This is a genomic window from uncultured Draconibacterium sp., assembly GCF_913060805.1.
In the GTDB taxonomy this organism is placed as follows: domain Bacteria; phylum Bacteroidota; class Bacteroidia; order Bacteroidales; family Prolixibacteraceae; genus Draconibacterium.
Map to the genome: position 1 here is coordinate 1 of NZ_CAJXTC010000031.1, position 19,372 is coordinate 19,372.

The following is a 19,372-nucleotide window of genomic DNA, read 5'->3' on the forward strand; positions in this document are numbered from 1 at the left end:
TCTTTTTAATATCTTGGTTTATACTCAAAATTAATCCTTTCCATTCCATCAAAAAATATCTTCGCAAATCTAAGGTTTGCAAAGAGAGGGAATGAGGGTGAGTTTGATTTGTATTTGAAAGGAATTGATAATTATTGCCAAGATGAACTAGAACATCATTATCGCTTTATTCAAAGCTTCCATAAAGATGTCGATCTCTTCTTTTGTGTTGTACATTCCAAATGAAATGCGTGCACAGGCCGACATTCCAAAATGCTGCATAATCGGATCGGCACAATGATGGCCGGTGCGAATGGCAATACCCATTTTATCGAGTAACATTCCCAAATCGTACGAATGAATTCCATCGATGTTAAAACAGATTACTCCCGATTTGTGAGGTGCCTCGCCATAAATCTTTAAACCATCGATGGCTTTTAGTTTTTCGGTGGCATATTCCAGCAACTCGTGTTCGTGGCGACCCATGTTTTCAACGCCAATTTCGTTTACCAGATCAATCGCTGCTCCAAAAGCCGCTAATCCAGAAATGTTAGGAGTTCCTGCTTCAAATTTATAGGGGATCTCGTTGAAGGTTGTTCCGTCGAACGACACTTCCGATATCATTTGTCCGCCGCCCTGATAAGGAGGCATTTCTTCCAGCCACTTTTCTTTTCCGTATAAAACACCAACACCGTTTGGCCCGTAAACTTTGTGTGCTGAAAAAGCATAAAAGTCAACATCGAGTTTTTGTACATCAATCTTTATGTGTGCTGATGCTTGTGCTCCATCAACCAGAACAGCAACGTTGTTTTTGTGTGCTATTTTAATGATTTCTGCAATCGGGTTTATGGTTCCGAGAACATTCGAAACGTGATTAACCGCAATCAACTTTGTTTTCGGAGTGATCAGTTCCGGCAGCTTTTCTATCTCGAGCAAACCGGTGTCGTTAAACGGAAGTTTTACGATTTTTGCATTTCGTCTTCCGGCTGCAATTTGCCACGGAACAATGTTAGAGTGGTGCTCCATTTCTGAAACGATGATCTCATCGCCGTCCGAAACATATTTTTCGCAAAAACTGCTTGCTACCAGGTTAACACTTTCAGTGGTTCCCTTCGTAAAAATTATCTCTTTACGCGAAGCAGCATTAACAAAAGCCTGTACTTTGTCTCGAACCTCTTCGTATTCAACCGTCGCTTTATCGGCCATGTAGTGTGCACCACGGTGAATGTTACCATAGTAATCGTTGTGCAACTGCTCAAGCTTTAATAGCACCTGAACCGGTTTTTGAGCCGAAGCAGCCGTGTCGAGATAAACTAATGGTTTATTGTATACCTTTTGCTGAAGAATGGGGAAATATGATCTGATTTTTTCGATATCGTAATTCATAGACTCATTGTTTACTGAGCGGGTGACTCTGCGTCACCCGCTCAGTCGATGTAATGCAAAGGTGCAAAAGATTTTGTAATTTTAAGGGAATACACATTTATATCATACCTATTTATCTGATTCTTAATTTGCTTATGAACTTTGCGCCCGATCACATATTTCACATTTATAACAGAGGTAATAATTCGCAACGTATTTTCTTTCAACGTAAGAATTATCTCTTCTTCCTGAAAAAGAGAATCCGCAGGTTCTCTTTAATTATATGCACGAAAATCCATTACGTGAAAAGCTTGTATCACATTTGGATGATTGGGAATTTTCGTCGTTATTGGATTATTCAGGGAAAAGAGATGGTGACCTGATAAATAGAGAGTTGGCGCGGGAGTTTGGATTGTTGAAGGATTAACTGAGCAGGTGACTTCAAGTCACCTGCTCAGTTGTTCTATATCTTAACAATCGCACTGGTAAGCACAATCGTGACAACGGGCAACTTCGCCTTTCAGGCGTTTGTCAACCAGTTCGTCGATACGGTCGCGTAATGGCTCCAGTTTGATTTCTTTTACCACCTCGTGGGCAAAAGCGTTCATCATCATCAGGCGTGCCTTATCTTCTTGAATTCCACGTGCACGCAGGTAAAACAATGCTTCCTCGTCAATCTGACCAACTGTTGCACCGTGACTACATTTTACATCGTCAGCATCAATAATCAGCTGAGGTTTTGTTTGCATGGTAGCCTCGTCGGTCAACAACAAGTTGTTGTTACGCTGGAAAGCATTTGTTTTTTGTGCATCGCGAACAACGTGAATTCTTCCGGCAAACGCACCAGTTGATTTCTCGTCGAGCACGTTTTTATAAATCTGATTACTTTCGCAATGTGGCGCCGCGTGAATAACCTGAGTAAAATTGTCGACATGTTGTTTCTTGTCCATAAAAGACATTCCAAACATGTGCGCCTCGGCATTTTCGCCGTTTAACGCAAATTGCAGGTTGTTACGAATCAAACCGCCGTGTAACGATGCAGTGTGTGTTGTAACACGCGAATCGCGCTGCTGATCGATAAATACCGAATTGATATTTGTGGCTTTGTTATGCTGGTTTTGTAGCGTGTAAAACTCCACCTCAGCATTGTTGCCGGCAAAAATTTCGGTTACCGAGTTATTCAGGTATTGGTTCAGGTTCAGTGTGTGATCGCATAACAACACCTGAACTTTAGCACCATCTTCAACAAGAATAAAATTCCGTTGAGTAGAGAATGTATCTTTTTCGTCTTGCAACAGATTGATGATCTGGATCGGACTTTCAACTACTACATTTTTCGGAACATAAAGGAAAAAACCATCTTTGGCAAAAGCTGTGTTCAGCGCCACCATTGGGTCTTCTTCAACATTTGCCAGGCTGGCATATTTTTCCAGTAACTCAGGTCTTTCTTTCGAAATACTGTCGAGGCTGTCGAGAATAACTCCTTCCGGAAGATCTCCTTTTTCTGTTTCGTTTTTGTAGAACCAACCATTAAAAACCAGTGCCAGGTTGGTATTCAGTTGCGGAACATCGCAACGAAAAACCTCGCCCATATCGGCTTTCTTTTCCTCCCTTGTGTGGATGAATTTAAAATCGGGCACAAATGCCGGATTTAGGTTGGTGTATTTATAATTTTCATTTTTTCGCGTTGGTATACCCTGCAAAACAAAGTTCTGAAACGCCTTTTTTCGTTGAGCGTTCAAAATATCGGACGAGTTTGCGAAAAGCTCGTCTTTTACTTCGTTGTAATGCGCGGTATATTTTAGCGATAAATCTGCTTTGTCAACTAAAACGCTCATGTTAATTTCCGTTTTCTGATTTAATCCAGTCGTACCCTTTTTCTTCCAGTTGGAAAGCCAGTTCTTTTCCGGCTGTTTTAACAATTTTTCCCTGGTAAAGAATATGTACAAAATCGGGTACAATATAATCGAGCAGGCGCTGGTAGTGGGTTACCACAATTGTCGACCTTTCAGGCGATTTTAGCGCGTTTACTCCGTTGGCTACTGTTTTTAATGCGTCAATATCAAGTCCTGAATCGGTTTCGTCAAGAATTGCTAATTTCGGCTCAAGCAGTGCCATCTGGAAAATCTCGTTTTTCTTTTTCTCACCACCCGAGAATCCTTCGTTTACCATGCGGTTGGTTAATTTAGTATGCATGTCAACCAAATCCATTTTCTCACGCATTAATTTCAGGAATTCGCCTGCAGTAAGTTCTTTTAATCCTTTGTGCTTCCGGTGTTCGTTAACTGAAGTTTTCAGGAAGTTTACCATTGGTACGCCGGGAATTTCAACCGGGTACTGGAAACTTAAAAAGATACCTTCTTTGGCGCGTTCTTCAGGTGACTTTTCCAATAAGTCTTCTCCTTCAAAAACAACTTCGCCATTGGTAATTTCGTAATCCTCTTTTCCGGCAAGTACGTTTGCAAGTGTACTTTTTCCTGAACCGTTAGGTCCCATAATAGCGTGAACTTCGCCGGGTTTAACTTCAAGATTGATTCCCTTCAGGATTTCCATCCCTTCAACGGAAGCATATAAGTCTTTAATTTTTAACATCTTTACTACTATACTGTTGCGGGAAAGAGCTTGAACTCTTGCCCTGAGTTATTTAAAATTTGTTTATCCTACACTACCTTCAAGACTGATTTGCAGAAGCTTTTGGGCTTCAACGGCAAACTCCATCGGAAGTTTATTCAGCACTTCTTTGGCGTAACCGTTTACAATCATTCCAATTGCAGTTTCTGTGTCGATTCCACGTTGGTTACAATAGAAAATCTGGTCTTCACCAATTTTCGACGTTGTTGCCTCGTGTTCAACAACCGACGATTTATTTCCAACTTCGATATACGGGAAAGTGTGCGCTCCACAAGTATCGTTTAACAGCAATGAATCACACTGCGAGAAGTTTCGCGAGTTAGTAGCCTTTGGCATTACTTTTACCAAACCACGGTACGAGTTCTCACTTTTACCGGCCGAAATACCTTTCGACACAATTGTTGATTTGGTGTTGCGTCCGATGTGGATCATTTTCGATCCGGTATCGGCCTGCTGATGATTGTTGGTAACTGCGACCGAGTTGAATTCACCAATAGAATTGTCACCCATCAGAATACAACTTGGGTATTTCCAGGTAATTGCCGAACCGGTTTCAACCTGTGTCCAGCTAATTTTTGACGAAACACCGCGGCAAACACCACGTTTTGTAACGAAGTTGTAAATACCACCTTTTCCGTTTTTATCTCCCGGATACCAGTTTTGTACAGTTGAATATTTAACCTCGGCACGGTCGAGTGCGATAATTTCAACAACTGCAGCGTGCAACTGATTTTCGTCGCGCATCGGAGCGGTACAACCTTCAAGGTAACTTACGTAACTGTCGTCGTCGGCCACAATAAGTGTACGCTCAAACTGTCCGGTGTTGGCTGCGTTAATCCTGAAATAAGTGGATAATTCCATTGGGCAACGAACACCTTTTGGAATGTAACAGAACGATCCGTCGCTAAACACGGCTGAGTTAAGTGCTGCAAAATAGTTGTCGGCTACCGGAACAGCCTGTCCCAGGTATTTTTTTACTAAATCAGGGTGGTCTTTTACTGCTTCCGAAAACGAACAGAATATGATTCCTTTTTCGGCTAAAGTATCTTTAAAAGTTGTTTTTACCGAAACCGAGTCGATTACTGCATCAACGGCAACTCCTGCCAGATGTTTCTGCTCTTCAAGCGGAATACCCAGTTTATTGAAAGTGTCCAGCAATTCCGGATCTACCTCGTCAAGACTTTCATATTTAGGGCCTTTTTTTGGGGCCGCGTAATAACTTATTGCCTGAAAATCGATGGGCGGAACTTTTAAATAAGCCCAGTTCGGCATTTTCATTTTCAGCCATTTTCGGTAAGCTTCCAACCTGAAATTCAACATGAATTCCGGTTCTTCCTTTTTGGCAGATATCAAACGAATTACGTCTTCGTTAAGGCCTTTGTCGATAATGTCAGTTTCAATATCGGTAACAAAACCGTATTTGTATTCGCCTTGCGTTACGTCATTCAATATTTTATCTTGTTCTTCCATTTTCTGACTCTCTTTCTCTCTCTTGAATGATTAAAAAATTTGCGTCTCTTTTAAAGCTTGTTATTCATCTCATTTTTGGTGCCGGAATCTTTTTGCTGACATTTCTGCCCAATCAATTTCCGAAGCTTAATACCATAAATAACAGCAATTTCGATTAAATAACAACGCTTTTTTGTTCCTGTTCACGTATAAATTGCAAAGATATAAAACTATAGGTACTTTTGCAGGTGAAAAGCATATAAAAACATACCTATTTGTCTTTTATTAACAATGAATAAAGAAAGAAAACAAACGAATATTTCAGAGCTGGGAGAGTTTGGTTTAATCGACCGATTAACGAAGGCGATAAATATAAAAAACGAGAGCACGGTTAAAGGAGTTGGCGACGATGCAGCGATTCTTGATTTTAAGGAAAAACAAGTGGTTGTATCTTCCGATCTGTTAACCGAAGGAATACATTTCAACCTGATGTACGTTCCGCTGAAACACCTTGGTTACAAGGCTGTAGTGGTGAATTTGTCGGACATTTTTGCCATGAACGCCACCCCAAAACAGATCATTGTAAATATCGGGGTTTCGGGAAAGTTTTCGGTAGAAGCTTTGGAGGATTTATACGAAGGAATTCACCTGGCTTGCGAGCAGTACAATGTTGATTTGGTGGGTGGCGACACAACCAGTTCGTTAACCGGATTAACACTGAGTATTACAGCCATCGGCGAAGCAGAAAAGGACGAAATTGTAATGCGTAGCGGTGCAAAACCAAACGACATTTTATGTGTGTCGGGAGATTTGGGTGGCGCTTACATGGGGCTTCAGTTGTTGGAGCGCGAAAATGAAGTTTTTAAGGTGAACGAGAACATGCAGCCAAAGCTGGATGGTTACGATTATATTCTGGAGCGTCAGTTAAAACCTGAGGCACGAGTAGATATTATTGCAGCATTTAAACGAATCGGAATAAAACCTACTTCGATGATCGATATTTCGGATGGTTTGTCATCGGAGATAATGCATTTGTGCAAGAATTCGGGTGTTGGTTGTAGTTTGTTCGAGGATAAAGTTCCGATGGATTACCAGACCAAACAAATGGCTGAAGAGTTAAGCATTAATCCAATTGTGGCCGCCTTGAACGGTGGCGAAGACTACGAGTTGTTATTCACGCTACCGTTGGACGATTACGAGAAAATTAAAAATGATCCTGACTTTACCGTTATCGGACATATGACTGAAGCGGGAGAAGGCATCAACCTGCAAACAACAGGCGGTTCGTCAATCCCGCTTGAAGCACAGGGCTGGAATCACGGTAAGTAACCTGAAATTAGCAGATACAAAAAATGCCATCCGTCAGCTGACGGATGGCATTTTTTGTATCTGCTATTTTTTAATGGTAATTAATCCGGGAAATAACCACGGATAATACCACGTTTCGAGTCTTTTACAAAAAGTAAAACTTCGTCGCGCTCAGGAGTTGCAGGCATTTCTGCTTCAATAATTTCAACAGCCTGTGCAGTGTTCAACCCTTTCTGGTAAATGTAACGGAAGATGTCCTGTACTTCACGAATTTTGTCGTTGTTGTACTGACGGCGACGTAAACCAATTGAGTTAATACCAACGTACGAAAGTGGTTCGCGACCTGCTTTAATAAAAGGAGGAACGTCTTTACGAACCAACGATCCACCCGAAATCATTACGTGCGAGCCGATTCTTACAAACTGGTGAACGGCAGTCATTCCACCAAGGATCGCCCAATCGTCAACCTGAACCTCGCCGGCCAACTGTACATTGTTCACTAAAATAATGTTGTTCCCAACTTTACAATCGTGAGCAACGTGTACGTATGCCATTAAAAGGTTGTTGTCGCCAATAACAGTTTTACCTTTTGCCGAAGTACCTCTGTTGATGGTCACAAATTCGCGAATGGTGTTGTTGTCGCCAATTTCAACGGTTGAATATTCGCCTTTGAATTTCAAATCTTGCGGTGCAGCACCAATTACAGCACCCGGAAAAATCTTGCAATTCTTTCCAATGCGTGTTCCGGGTAAAATAGTTACGCTTGAACCAATTCTCGTCCCTTCGCCGATTACAACGTCATGATCGATTGAAACAAAAGGCTCGATAACCACGTTATCAGCAACTTTTGCATCGGGATGGACGTAAGCTAATGGTTGTTTCATTTTATACTTTTTAACTGTCTTTATTAATCTACTTTTTTACAATCTGTGCCATAAATTCACCTTCGGCAACAATTTTATCACCAACATAGGTAGTTCCTTTCATGTTGGCAATTCCTCTTCTAATCGGCGAAGTTAATTTTAATTTGAAAATCAGCGTGTCGCCCGGAACAACTTTTTTTCTGAACTTAACATTGTCAATACGAATGAAGTACGTTGAAAATTGCCCTTCTTGTTTGTTGAGTACCAGCAATCCACCGCATTGCGCCATAGCTTCAACCAGTAAAACTCCCGGCATTACAGGCTCGTCGGGGAAGTGTCCCTGGAAGAACGGTTCGTTTACTGTAACGTTCTTCACACCAATAATTTCGTCGTCGTGAATGCAAACTACTTTATCAACCAGTAAAAACGGGTAACGATGAGGAAGTAGTTCTCTTATTCGGTTAACGTCCATTAATGGCTCGTCGTTCGGATTACATTTTGGAGCTGCATCAGCTTCTTTACGCAATTGTTTTTTCAGGGTGCTGGCAAACATGGTGTTTGGCCCGTGTCCCGGTTTCGATGCAATAATCCTTCCTTTAATGCGCTTGCCCAGCAAAGCCAGGTCGCCAATTACGTCGAGTAATTTGTGGCGTGCACATTCGTTGTCGAAATGCAAATCGAGGTTGTTTAGAATACCCTGTGCTTTCACTTCAACACGTGGATGATTGGTAAGATCGGCCAAACGATCAAGTTCCTCCTGGCTGATCTCTTTATCGATAATTACAATTGCATTATTCAGGTCGCCACCTTTAATAAGGTTGTGGCTCAGCAAAAATTCAATTTCGCGAAGGAAAACAAATGTTCTGCACTCGGCAATCTCAGTTTTGAAATCCTTGATTGACTCAAGAGTTGCATATTGATTGTTCAGAACTGCCGACGGAAACGAGATCATTACATTTAAACTGTAATCGTTGTCGGGTAGCGCAATAATGTGCGAGCCTGACTTTTCGTCGAACATTTCAATTTTTTCACTGATCTCGAAATAATCGCGTTCAGCTTCCTGTTCAACAACGCCAGCTTTCTCAATGGCTTCAACAAAATATTTCGAGCTTCCGTCGATAATCGGAGCTTCTTCGTTATTTACTTCAATAAGAATGTTGTCGAGGTCCATGCCCACCAATGCGGCAAGTGCATGCTCGATTGTTCCAATGCGCGCACCGTCTTTTTCAAGCAGCGTCCCGCGCGATGTGTCGATTACCAGGTCCACGTCAGCATCAATAATTGGCTGGTGTTCCAGGTCAACACGTTTAAATTTAAAACCATGGTTCTCCGGTGCCGGCAAAAAATTCATTGTTACATTAACACCGGTGTGCAATCCTTTCCCCTCAATCTTAAATGAGTTTTCTAATGTCTTTTGTTTTACAACCATTGGAAAGTAAAATATTTCTTAATTTTTTTTGTCTGTATTGATTGTTTTCTTCAACTGAAGCACATCGCGGCGAATTTCCGGAAGGTCTTTCAGAAGAACATAAGCGCGCATGGCTGTTTTTATTTCGATGGCCGGTGAGCCAAGAAGAGTTTGGTTGCTTTTTAGGTTTGAAACAACGCCCGATTGAGCACCAAGCGTAACATTGTCGCCAATAGTAATGTGGCCGCCTAAACCAACCTGACCGCCAAACATACAGTTTTTACCTACTTTGGCCGAGCCCGAAACTCCGGTTTGAGCTGCCATAACCGTGTTGTCGCCAACTTCAACGTTATGCGCAATTTGAATTAGGTTGTCGAGTTTTACGCCTTTTCTAATAATGGTAGATTCCATTGTGCCACAATCGATAGTGGTGTTGGCACCAATTTCAACATCGTCTTCCAAAACGGCGTTACCAATTTGGTGTATCTTTTTATAAGTACCGTCTTCCTGCGGTGCAAAACCAAAACCATCGGCCCCGATTACTGCTCCTGAGTGAATGATACAACGGTTTCCGATAACACAGTCGTCGTAAATTTTTGCTCCCGGATATAGAATACAGTCGTCGCCAATTGTAACATTGTCGCCAACATGTACCTGCGGGTATATTTTTACGTTATTACCGATTTTAGCATTGTTGCCAATGTATGCAAAGGCTCCAACGTAACCGTCTTCGCCACGTGTTGCACTCTCTGCAATGTAGCAAGGTTGCTCAATTCCTTGTTTCATGCTGGCTTTCGCCTGTACATATAACTCGAGTAACGACGCAAATGCCTGATAGGCATCGTCAACCTTTATAAGAGTCGCTGAAATATCTTCTTTCGGAGAAAAACTTTTATTAACCAATACCACCGAGGCTTTGGTTTCATAAATGTAGTGCTCGTATTTCGGATTGGCAAGGAAAGCCAAAGTGCCTGGTTTTCCGTCCTCTATCTTTGAAACATTTGATACTTTTGCATCACCATCACCAACAATTTCTCCATTCAAAAAAGAGGCGATATCCGTAGCTTTAAAATCCATTATCTGTTTTTTTGGCGATGCAAATATAGGTTTTAACTAGTAAATGTCCAATTCTTTAGGATAACACACAAAATACTTCTTCACTGTTTTCGACAGCGCAGAGAGGTTTATATCCGATGCATCGTTGATTTCTTTCACTGTTCCATCCTTGTACAAAACCGAGATATTTTCGTAGTGTTTGTTGTACGCGTTGTTGGTTATAACGCCCGTCATCAGGAAGTATTTCGCCAAATCGGGATCGGAAATCATCTGCTTTTCGATTTGCTTTAAATACTTCTGCTCTTTTGTGGGCGAAATAGGTTTGTCGCTAAATTTTGTTCGCGGCAATTTTCGGTTTGTTATACTTTTTGCCATTTCCGATAAAACCGGATCAGGATGATTTTGCCATTCTTTAATAGAGATTAAAATGTCGTTGTCGTCGAGCAGCGTGTACCACTGCAAAACATTTTTCTCCTGTACTTTTATGTTTGAGTGAAAATCTTCGGGGGTGAAATTGTTGGTTAAGAAAACTTTTAGGGTAGGTGTTACAAACAGTTCACCTCCGTTTGTAATAATCTCGCGGGCACGTTTTAATACATTTATTAATAAGAACTCGGCGGCAACAACAGTTTTATGCAGGTACACCTGCCAGTACATCAGCCGTCGCGATATCAGGAATTTTTCGATCGAATAAATTCCTTTTACATCAACCACCAGCTGGTCGTTGTGTATGTTTAGCATTTTAATAATGCGGTCGATGCCGATGGTGCCTTCTACCACTCCGGTAAAAAAGCTGTCGCGGCTCAGGTAGTCCAGCCGGTCCATATCCAGTTGGCTGGCTACGAGTTGGTGCAAAAACTGCTTTTTGTAATTGTTGGTGAAGACTTTGATTGCTAAATCCAATTTGCCGTTAAACTGTTGGTTCAGCTCCTGCATCAGCATCAGCGAAATCTCTTCGTGCGAAATATTTACCAGCGTATTTTCCAATACATGCGAAAAAGGAGCGTGTCCAATATCGTGCAGCAGTATGGCAATCGTAACAGCTTCTGCCTCTTCATCGGTAATTTCGTGCCCTTTAATTTTTAGCACCGAAATGGCCTGGCGCATTAAATGCACAGTGCCGATGGCGTGCTCGAAACGCGTGTGATTGGCGCCCGGAAATACCAGGTACGACAATCCTAATTGTTTAATATGACGAAGCCGCTGAAATATTGGATGTTCCAACAGATCGAATATAATCTCAGATTGCAGATTGATGAACCCGAAAACGGGATCGTTTATTATTTTCTTTTTATTGAGCTGGACTTGTTGCACAAAGCTGTTTTTCGATTGGTTTAAAACTACAAAACTTTCGGTAATACCATATTTATAACAGAATAAACCATGTTGTTTTGTTATATAATACAAATGACAATGTTTTTTTTAGGAAATAAAACGCAAAGGCAGGTAAAAATGAATTTGTTATGCACAGAATGCGGTTAATGATTTTTTAGTTTAAAATCAGCATTTTATGTAGCTGCGCATATTTGTTAATGTTGGATAATATTACTATTTTTGCCGAGAATTTTCTAAAAAGCGAAATTTTTAGGGGACCGTTGGTTCCCTATTTTGTTACATATAGAGAAATGATAGCAAAGCAAAAAGTAATAGATTTGGTAACTGAACGTCTTGATGATCAGATGTTTATTGTTGATGTGACGATAAGTTCGGCCAACGACATTAATGTGTACGTTGATGGATTTAACGGCATCACTATCGAACAATGTATTGCTGTCAGTCGTAATGTAGAGCATAATCTCGACCGGGAAGAAGAGGATTTTTCGTTGCAGGTTTCGTCTCCGGGCCTAACCGAAAGCTTTAAAGTTAAGCAACAATACGAAAAATACACCGGCAAAGAAATTGAGGTTTTAACAGCCGACAATGAGAAATTGAAAGGGCTGCTTTTGGAAAATAGTGAAGATGGCATAGTGCTTGAGACTTCGAAACGAGAAAAAGTAGAGGGTCACAAGAAAAAGCAATTGGTAGTAAAAAAACATATTTTAAAATACGACGAAATAAAAAGTGCGAAAGCGGTTATTTCATTTAAATAAAGCGATGAAAGATGGAAAATATTAACCTGATAGATACTTTTGCCGAATTTAAGGAGCTAAAAAACATTGACAGGGTTACAATGATGAGCGTGCTGGAAGAAGTTTTCCGCAGTGTGCTTATCCGTCAGTATGGTACTGACGAGAACTTCGATGTGATTATCAACATTGATAAGGGCGACTTTGAGATTTGGCGAAACCGCGAAGTTGTTGCAGACGACGAGATCGAAGATCCGAACCTGCAAATAACTTTGAGCGATGCGCTGAAAATTGACGACGATTACGAAGTAGGCGAAGATGTTACCGACGAGGTTAAGTTAGCCGATTTTGGTCGCCGTGCCATTTTGAATTTGCGTCAGAACCTGGCCAGTAAAATTCTGGAGCTGGAGAAAGACCATATCTACGGAAAATATAAAAACAAAATTGGCGACATCGTTACAGGTGAAGTTTATCAGGTTTGGAAAAAAGAAATTCTGATTCTTGATGACGAAGGAAACGAATTGATTCTTCCAAAATCGGAACAAATTCCATCCGATTATTTCCGTAAAGGAGATAATGTTCGCGCCATTGTATATAAAGTAGAATTACGAAATAACAACCCGTTAATTATTTTGTCGCGTACAGCACCGGCTTTCCTAGAGCGTTTGTTCGAGTTGGAAATTCCGGAAATTTTCGACGGTCTAATTACCATCAAGAAAATTGTTCGTGTACCGGGTGAGCGTGCTAAAGTTGCGGTTGAGTCGTACGACGAACGTATCGACCCCGTTGGAGCATGTGTGGGTATGAAAGGATCGAGAATCCACGGAATCGTTCGCGAGTTGCGTAACGAAAACATCGATGTTATCAATTATTCGTCAAACCTTCAGTTGTTCATTAAACGATCACTGAATCCGGCGAAAATTAATTCGATAAAAATTCTGGAAGACGATAAAAAAGCAGAAGTATATCTGAAACCGGAAGAAGTTTCGCTGGCAATTGGTAAAGGCGGGTTGAACATTCGTTTGGCTAGCCAGTTAACCGGATACGAGATCGATGTTTATCGTGAGATGGAAGAAGACGATGAAGATGTGAACCTGGATGAGTTTGCAGATGAAATTGAAAGCTGGGTAATTGATGCGTTAAAAGGAATTGGTTGCGATACCGCAAAGAACGTATTAAATATTCCGCGTGCTGAATTGATTAAAAGAACCGACCTCGAAGACGAGACTATCGATGAGGTTCTGAAAATTCTTAGTTCAGAATTTGAATAGTAACCAGCGTTGCAGATTGGTTTTATTCATACAAATTAGAAAAGTAAATTAAAGAAGTATATGGTAGCAGGCAAAACAACAAGACTTAGTAAACTTGCAAGGCAGTTCAACGTGGGTATTCACACCATTGTTGAGTTCCTGCATAAAAAGGGGTATGAAATCGATTCAAACCCTAATACTAAAGTTGCAGAAGACGCCGTCCAACTTCTTGAAAAGGAATATAAAGTAGATATTACCATCAAGAAAGAGTCGGAGAAAATGAACCTGAAGAGTCAGCGTCCAAAGAAAGAAGTTATTTCTATGGAACCCGAGGCTGAAGGTCAGGAGAAAGAAGAACCAAAAAGTGAAGAGCCTGCTGCTGAGAAAAAGGTTGAAGAAAAACCAAAACCGGTAGAAGAAGTTGTTGAAAAACCTGAGGTAAAAGTTAAGGTGCTCGACAAAATTGATCTGGACGAGGTTAATAAACCGAAAAAGAAGGTGGAAAAACCCGTTGAAGAGAAACCTGCCGAAGTGAAAGCAGAAGAGAAGAAACCTGAAAAAGAGGTTCCTGCAAAAGAAGAAGTAAAAGAGGCACCAGCAGCCGAAACAAAAAAAGAAGAAACTGCTCCGAAAGCAGAAAAAGAGGAAGCTGGACCAAAAGCCGAAAGTACTCCGAAGAAAAAAGAGGAAGACATTATTGAAACAACAGCTCCAAAATCGGATGATAAGATAAAAGTGGTGGGCAAGATCGATCTGAGCAATATGAATCAGAAAACCCGCCCGGCCAAAAAATCAAAAGAAGAGCGAGAAAAAGAACGCCAGGAGCGCAAGAAGCAACGAGTTGCCGAGCGCCAGGGGCAAGATAAAGGTAAAGGCGAAGGTCCAACCGTTATTAAGGCTAAAGTTAATAAGCTGAATGGCCCAACTGTTCTTGGAAAAATCGATCTTCCTGAAAAGAAACAAAACGATGGCGACCAGGGTAACCGGAAAAAACGCAGAAAGCGTATTACTAAGGATTCCGGAAAAGTTAGTGTTGACAGACAACAACAACAAAAGCCAGGCGATCGTCCGAGAGGAAAATTCCAGGCAAACAAACAAGGTGCAGGAAAGAAAAAACGACCACTTAAAAAAGAGGTTAACGAAGAGGACGTACAAAAGCAAATTAAAGATACTCTTGCCCGTTTAACAACAAAGGGTAAAACCAAAAAAGGTGCAAAACACCGTCGAGATAAACGTGCCGCTGCCAGCGAAAAAATGCAGGCAGATATGGAACAGCAAATGCTGGATCAAAATATCCTGAAAGTTACAGAATTTGTTACTGTTGCCGAACTGGCAACCATGATGGATGTTGGTGTAAACGAAATTATTTCGTCATGTATGTCGTTGGGTATGTTTGTATCGATCAACCAGCGTCTCGATGCTGAAACGCTTGCCGTTGTAGCCGAAGAATTTGATTACAAAGTAGAGTTTGTTAGTGTTGAAATTGCTGAAGCGATTGAGGAAGAAGAAGACGATCCGAAAGATTTGAAACCTCGTCCGCCAATTGTAACGGTTATGGGTCACGTTGACCACGGTAAAACATCGCTGCTCGACCACATCCGAAGCACAAACGTAATTGCCGGTGAGGCCGGTGGTATTACCCAGCACATTGGTGCATACCACGTAAGTTTAGAGGATGGCAGAGATATTACTTTCCTTGATACTCCGGGTCACGAGGCGTTTACCGCAATGCGTGCGCGTGGTGCACAGGTAACCGATATTGCAATTATTATTGTAGCTGCCGACGATAACGTGATGCCTCAAACCATTGAGGCGATCAACCACGCATCAGCAGCGGGAGTACCAATTGTTTTTGCAATTAACAAGATCGATAAACCGGGAGCAAATCCTGAAAAGATAAAAGAAGAACTGGCCAATATGAATTACCTGGTTGAAGAGTGGGGTGGTAAATACCAGTCGCACGATATTTCTGCCAAAAACGGAATTGGTATTGAAGATCTTCTTGAAAAAGTACTGCTTGAAGCCGAAATGCTCGAGCTGAAAGCGAATGCCAACAAAAAGGCACAAGGAACAATTATTGAATCGGAGCTTGACCGCGGTAGAGGTTACGTTTCAACATTATTGGTTGAAAGCGGAACACTGCACGTTGGCGATATTATTATTGCCGGTCAGTACTACGGTCACGTAAAAGCAATGTTCAACGAGCGTAACCAAAACATTACGGATGTTGGTCCTGCGCAGCCTGCAATTATTCTTGGATTGAACGGAGCGCCACAAGCGGGTGACAAGTTCAATGTAATGGAAAGCGAGCGCGAAGCACGTAGCATTACTAATAAACGCGAGCAGTTGGCCCGCGAGCAAGGTTTGCGTACGCAGAAACACATTACACTTGACGAGATCGGACGTCGTATTGCAATTGGTAACTTCCAGGAGTTGAACCTGATTGTTAAAGGTGACGTTGACGGATCTATCGAAGCACTGTCTGATTCATTGATCAAGTTATCAACCGAAGAAATTCAGATCAATATTATCCACAAAGCAGTTGGTCAGATCTCTGAATCTGATATTTCGCTGGCTGCCGCATCAGAAGCGATCGTGGTTGGATTCCAGGTACGTCCGTCGTTAAATGCACGTAAAATGGCCGAAAGAGAACAAATCGATATTCGTTTGTACTCGATTATTTACGATGCCATTAACGAGATTAAAGCCGCAATGGAAGGTATGCTTTCTCCTGAAATTAAGGAAGAAATTACCGGAACTGTTGAGGTACTGGAGGTATTTAAAATCACGAAAGTGGGAACTGTTGCAGGTTGTATCGTTCGCGATGGAAAAATAGCACGTAACTCGAAAGCTCGTGTAATTCGCGATGGTATTGTAATCTACGACGGAATATTAGGTTCACTGAAACGTTTTAAAGAAGACGTAAAAGAGGTGAAAAACGGCTACGAGTGTGGTTTAAATATCGAGAAATTCAACGATATTAAGGTTGGCGACCATGTGGAAGCTTACCAGGAAGTTGAAGTTGCGAAGACGTTATAGGATACATTATATAGCAAGAAACGAAGGCCGGGTTATCCCGGCCTTTTTTGTTACCCTTAAATTATTAACAATCAATGTTTAATTTCATAAACGAAAAAGGTAGTTGCGTGCGTTAGCTTATTACTACTTTTGACAAAAAGATTGAAAAATGAAGCGGTACCTCATAATCATACTTCTTGTTTTGGTCGCTGCAGTGGCCGGATTTCTATATTTTGCAAAGGACGAGGTGGCTTTCACCAAAGAGTCGCCGTTATATAAAGCTGTGCCTTTGTCGGCACCAGTGTTTCTTGAGGCCGACGGGCTAAGAGCAATTCCTACCGACAATCCTGTGGTGATGGAATTAGCCGGAATTCCTGAGTTCAATAACCTGTTGAACCAGGTATCAGAAATACAAAATGTTATTGATAGCGAACCCGAAATTCAGAAGCAGCTTGGAAAACGCCCGGTTGTACTTGCACTCGATTTTGTTGGAAAAAACGTATTGTATCCGGTAATTATAAGTAACCTGAAAAGTGCAAAAGAACGTGAGGGACTTGAACTCTTAATTGAAAAACTGACCGGGATTTCACGTACTTCATTCCAAAAACGAAACTATAATGGTTATGCTATTGTTGATGTTTTTGATTCGGATGGCAATAATGAATTGAGTTATAGTGTTGCCGGAAACCTGGTAATTATCAGCCCCGAAGTTATTCTGGTGGAAAAATGTATCAGGCAGTTAAATGCGCCCGGAATTACCGACAATCAATATTTTAATTTGGTAAACCGTACGGTGGCTAATCAGTCGGAAGTGGCGTGGTATATTAACCACAGGCGTTTCCCGGAGCTTTGGGCTAATTTCTTGAATTCTACAACCAAAAAGCAAGAGAATGAATTTGGCGAAACCGATCGAATCAATTTAAAACGCGATGTTTTAAAAATAAAGGATTATGCCAGTTGGAGTGAGCTCGATTTAAGTTTTCACGACAACCGCTTAACGCTGAATGGAATTACTGCCGCCGATGATTCGTTGAATCACTTTCTTTCGGTTTTGCAAGGCCAGGAAGCGGTGAGTTGTAATGCCGATCGTTTGTTGCCCAAATCAACATCGTTTTATGTTGGATTCTCGTTCTCTGACAGAGACTTGTTTTTCAAAAATCTGGAAGACTATTTTGTGCATTCCGAAGCCTATTACGACAGGGAAGAGAAAATAAAAATGATTGAGCAGAATTTTCGCACCGACAGTCGCGAGAAATTAAGAAGCCTGGTGAAAGACAGGGTGCTGGCAGCCATCACTTCCGTTCCGACCGAAGCAGAAATGGGCTCGCTTTTTATTTTAAATGGCCAGTCGAAGAAAGAGAGCCAGGAGCTTTTTGAAGGAATCCTAACAAACTATGCCAAAAGAAAAGATATTGAGTTTGAGAGTTTGGTGAGCACATTTAAATCGTCAGACGAACAGAACTACCGAATTTACCAGTTTCCCTACCCAACCTTGCCGGGAATCTGGCTGGGTGGAACTTTTGATTTTGTACGTGCCCGCTTTGCCGCCTTTCGCGATGATCAACTGATTTTTGCGAATACGAAAAAGGGTTTGGAAAAATATCTAGATGATATGGATTCGGGCGAAACGTTACGAAATGATGCCGACTATGAAACGATAAGCAGAGCCGCCGAGGGCAAAGCTAACCTGAATGTTTATGGCAATGTAAATAACCTTTATGCACTTCGCCACGATTTGTTTAATTCTGAAATAAACAAAGGGCTGGAGAAGAATGAAGAGATCTTCAGAAAGTTTAATGCCTTTAGCTGGCAGGTGGTGTGCGAGAACAACATTTATTTTAATTCGGTGAATTTGGGTTATCAGCAGAAACCGAAAAAAGATGTTCGTGCAAAATGGCAATGTAGGTTGGGAGCCGAAGTGGCGCTAAAACCGCAACTGGTGATCAATCATACCAATAAAGCGAAGAAGGAAATCATAATTCAGGATGTCAATAACCAGCTACATTTAATTGATGCCGACGGTAAAATTATCTGGAGCGCACCGATAAGCGGAAAGATTCTGGGGCAGATTCACCAGGTAGATTATTACAACAATGGCAAATTGCAATACCTGTTTAATACCAGCGAAAAGATCTACCTGATCGACCGAAACGGAACCAGCGTGGCCAACTTCCCGATTGTTTTAAAATCGCCGGCTACCAACGGTGTAAATGTGTTCGATTACAACAACAATAATCAATATCGTTATTTTGTGGCTTGCCAGGATAGAAAGGTTTATGCTTACAGCCACGACGGGAAAATAATCAGTGGTTGGACATTCGATAAAACCAGCGGAACGGTAACCAACCCGATACAGTTTTTCAGGGTGAGCAATAAAGATTACATTGTTTTTAGCGACGAAAACCAGGTTTATATTCAGAACAGAAGGGGAGAAACGCGAGTTAATTCATCTGCAAAATTTGCCCCATCGGCAAATGAAATAGCCTTGAATACACAAGGTGTTCCGAAAATGGTTACTACCAGCAAAGATGGAGATGTTTTCTACCTGTTCTTCGATGGCAAATTTGCCCAAAAGAAAACCGGTAAGTTTTCATCGGGCCACCAATTTGAAGTGGATGATATTAACGGCGACGGTAAGCCTGAGTTTGTATTTATTGACGAAGACGGGTTGTTTGTATTCGACGAGGATGGCGATAAGCTATTTGAAGAAGAGTTCGATAATGACTTGCTCGCGGTAAATCTGTATGCTTTTTCAGCCACCCAAAAAATGATTGGTGTAACCGATTCCGATGAAAACGAGATTTACTTATTTGATGCTAAAGGAAAACAATACGATGGATTTCCATTAAGCGGTAACAGCGAATTTGCAATTGGGAAGTTGCAAAATGGCGGTCCGCTGAGTCTGGTCGTAGGCGACGAAGACGGTAACTTGTTGTGCTACGAATTGGAATAGCTGCAGAAATGGAATAAAAAAACCAC

The 19,372-nt window shown here is 41.4% G+C and carries 14 protein-coding genes; 6 read left to right on the forward strand and 8 right to left on the reverse strand.

Annotated elements, in window-relative coordinates; translation table 11 throughout:
* Positions 1–147: 147 nt before the first annotated feature.
* A complete protein-coding gene (locus QZ576_RS16905; protein WP_297099152.1) occupies positions 148–1,365 on the reverse strand; it encodes an aminotransferase class V-fold PLP-dependent enzyme in 1,218 nt (405 codons plus the stop codon).
* Between the two features lie 262 nt (positions 1,366–1,627).
* Between QZ576_RS16905 and QZ576_RS16910 the strand changes: the two genes are divergently transcribed.
* Complete coding sequence (locus tag QZ576_RS16910; protein WP_297099155.1) at positions 1,628–1,771, forward strand: hypothetical protein; 144 nt, start codon at positions 1,628–1,630, stop codon at positions 1,769–1,771.
* Between the two features lie 43 nt (positions 1,772–1,814).
* On the opposite strand, the gene sufD is transcribed toward QZ576_RS16910, so the two are convergent.
* The 3 genes from sufD to sufB form a co-directional block, all read right to left on the reverse strand.
* Positions 1,815–3,182 (reverse strand): Fe-S cluster assembly protein SufD, encoded by a 1,368-nt coding sequence (gene sufD, locus QZ576_RS16915; RefSeq protein ID WP_297099157.1) that lies wholly within the window; start codon positions 3,180–3,182, stop codon positions 1,815–1,817.
* 1 nt (position 3,183) lies between these two features.
* Positions 3,184–3,936, reverse strand: coding sequence for a Fe-S cluster assembly ATPase SufC (gene sufC, locus QZ576_RS16920; protein WP_297099159.1), 753 nt, complete (start codon positions 3,934–3,936; stop codon positions 3,184–3,186).
* 63 nt (positions 3,937–3,999) lie between these two features.
* Positions 4,000–5,445, reverse strand: coding sequence for a Fe-S cluster assembly protein SufB (sufB, locus tag QZ576_RS16925; RefSeq protein WP_297099161.1), 1,446 nt, complete (start codon positions 5,443–5,445; stop codon positions 4,000–4,002).
* Positions 5,446–5,715: 270 nt separating this feature from the next.
* On the opposite strand from sufB, the gene thiL reads away from it, so the two are divergent.
* Entirely contained in the window at positions 5,716–6,753 is a 1,038-nt protein-coding gene (thiL, locus tag QZ576_RS16930) for a thiamine-phosphate kinase (protein WP_297099163.1), read from the forward strand.
* Between the two features lie 80 nt (positions 6,754–6,833).
* Here thiL and lpxA read toward each other — a convergent pair whose 3' ends face one another.
* Genes lpxA through QZ576_RS16950 form a run of 4 tightly spaced genes read right to left on the reverse strand, consistent with a single transcriptional unit; the run spans position 6,834 to position 11,466 of the window.
* Positions 6,834–7,616 (reverse strand): acyl-ACP--UDP-N-acetylglucosamine O-acyltransferase, encoded by a 783-nt coding sequence (lpxA, locus tag QZ576_RS16935; protein ID WP_297099165.1) that lies wholly within the window; start codon positions 7,614–7,616, stop codon positions 6,834–6,836.
* Positions 7,617–7,644: 28 nt separating this feature from the next.
* A complete protein-coding gene (locus QZ576_RS16940) occupies positions 7,645–9,024 on the reverse strand; it encodes a bifunctional UDP-3-O-[3-hydroxymyristoyl] N-acetylglucosamine deacetylase/3-hydroxyacyl-ACP dehydratase (RefSeq protein WP_297099167.1) in 1,380 nt (459 codons plus the stop codon).
* A gap of 18 nt (positions 9,025–9,042) precedes the next feature.
* Positions 9,043–10,080 carry a UDP-3-O-(3-hydroxymyristoyl)glucosamine N-acyltransferase gene (gene lpxD / locus QZ576_RS16945; RefSeq protein ID WP_297099169.1) on the reverse strand — a complete coding sequence of 346 codons (1,038 nt, stop codon included), beginning with the start codon at positions 10,078–10,080 and terminating at the stop codon, positions 9,043–9,045.
* Positions 10,081–10,116: 36 nt separating this feature from the next.
* Positions 10,117–11,466 (reverse strand): HD domain-containing protein, encoded by a 1,350-nt coding sequence (locus QZ576_RS16950; RefSeq protein WP_297099172.1) that lies wholly within the window; start codon positions 11,464–11,466, stop codon positions 10,117–10,119.
* A gap of 218 nt (positions 11,467–11,684) precedes the next feature.
* Here QZ576_RS16950 and rimP point away from each other — a divergent pair, with 218 nt between their 5' ends.
* The 4 genes from rimP (at position 11,685) to QZ576_RS16970 (ending at position 19,346) form a co-directional block, all read left to right on the forward strand.
* Positions 11,685–12,149, forward strand: coding sequence for a ribosome assembly cofactor RimP (rimP, locus tag QZ576_RS16955; RefSeq protein WP_297099174.1), 465 nt, complete (start codon positions 11,685–11,687; stop codon positions 12,147–12,149).
* Positions 12,150–12,160: 11 nt separating this feature from the next.
* A complete protein-coding gene (gene nusA, locus QZ576_RS16960) occupies positions 12,161–13,396 on the forward strand; it encodes a transcription termination factor NusA (protein ID WP_297099176.1) in 1,236 nt (411 codons plus the stop codon).
* 60 nt (positions 13,397–13,456) lie between these two features.
* On the forward strand, positions 13,457–16,414 hold the full coding sequence (gene infB / locus QZ576_RS16965) for a translation initiation factor IF-2 (RefSeq protein WP_297099178.1): 2,958 nt from the start codon (positions 13,457–13,459) through the stop codon (positions 16,412–16,414).
* 148 nt (positions 16,415–16,562) lie between these two features.
* Positions 16,563–19,346 (forward strand): hypothetical protein, encoded by a 2,784-nt coding sequence (locus tag QZ576_RS16970; RefSeq protein WP_297099181.1) that lies wholly within the window; start codon positions 16,563–16,565, stop codon positions 19,344–19,346.
* Positions 19,347–19,372 lie beyond the last annotated feature (26 nt).

Coding starts and splice junctions, on each gene's coding strand:
- QZ576_RS16905 (WP_297099152.1), bottom strand. CDS start 1,365: ATGAATTACGATATCGAAAAAATCAGATCATATTTCCCCATTCTTCAG.
- QZ576_RS16910 (WP_297099155.1), top strand. CDS start 1,628: ATGCACGAAAATCCATTACGTGAAAAGCTTGTATCACATTTGGATGAT.
- sufD (WP_297099157.1), bottom strand. CDS start 3,182: ATGAGCGTTTTAGTTGACAAAGCAGATTTATCGCTAAAATATACCGCG.
- sufC (WP_297099159.1), bottom strand. CDS start 3,936: ATGTTAAAAATTAAAGACTTATATGCTTCCGTTGAAGGGATGGAAATC.
- sufB (WP_297099161.1), bottom strand. CDS start 5,445: ATGGAAGAACAAGATAAAATATTGAATGACGTAACGCAAGGCGAATAC.
- thiL (WP_297099163.1), top strand. CDS start 5,716: ATGAATAAAGAAAGAAAACAAACGAATATTTCAGAGCTGGGAGAGTTT.
- lpxA (WP_297099165.1), bottom strand. CDS start 7,616: ATGAAACAACCATTAGCTTACGTCCATCCCGATGCAAAAGTTGCTGAT.
- QZ576_RS16940 (WP_297099167.1), bottom strand. CDS start 9,024: ATGGTTGTAAAACAAAAGACATTAGAAAACTCATTTAAGATTGAGGGG.
- lpxD (WP_297099169.1), bottom strand. CDS start 10,080: ATGGATTTTAAAGCTACGGATATCGCCTCTTTTTTGAATGGAGAAATT.
- rimP (WP_297099174.1), top strand. CDS start 11,685: ATGATAGCAAAGCAAAAAGTAATAGATTTGGTAACTGAACGTCTTGAT.
- nusA (WP_297099176.1), top strand. CDS start 12,161: ATGGAAAATATTAACCTGATAGATACTTTTGCCGAATTTAAGGAGCTA.
- infB (WP_297099178.1), top strand. CDS start 13,457: ATGGTAGCAGGCAAAACAACAAGACTTAGTAAACTTGCAAGGCAGTTC.
- QZ576_RS16970 (WP_297099181.1), top strand. CDS start 16,563: ATGAAGCGGTACCTCATAATCATACTTCTTGTTTTGGTCGCTGCAGTG.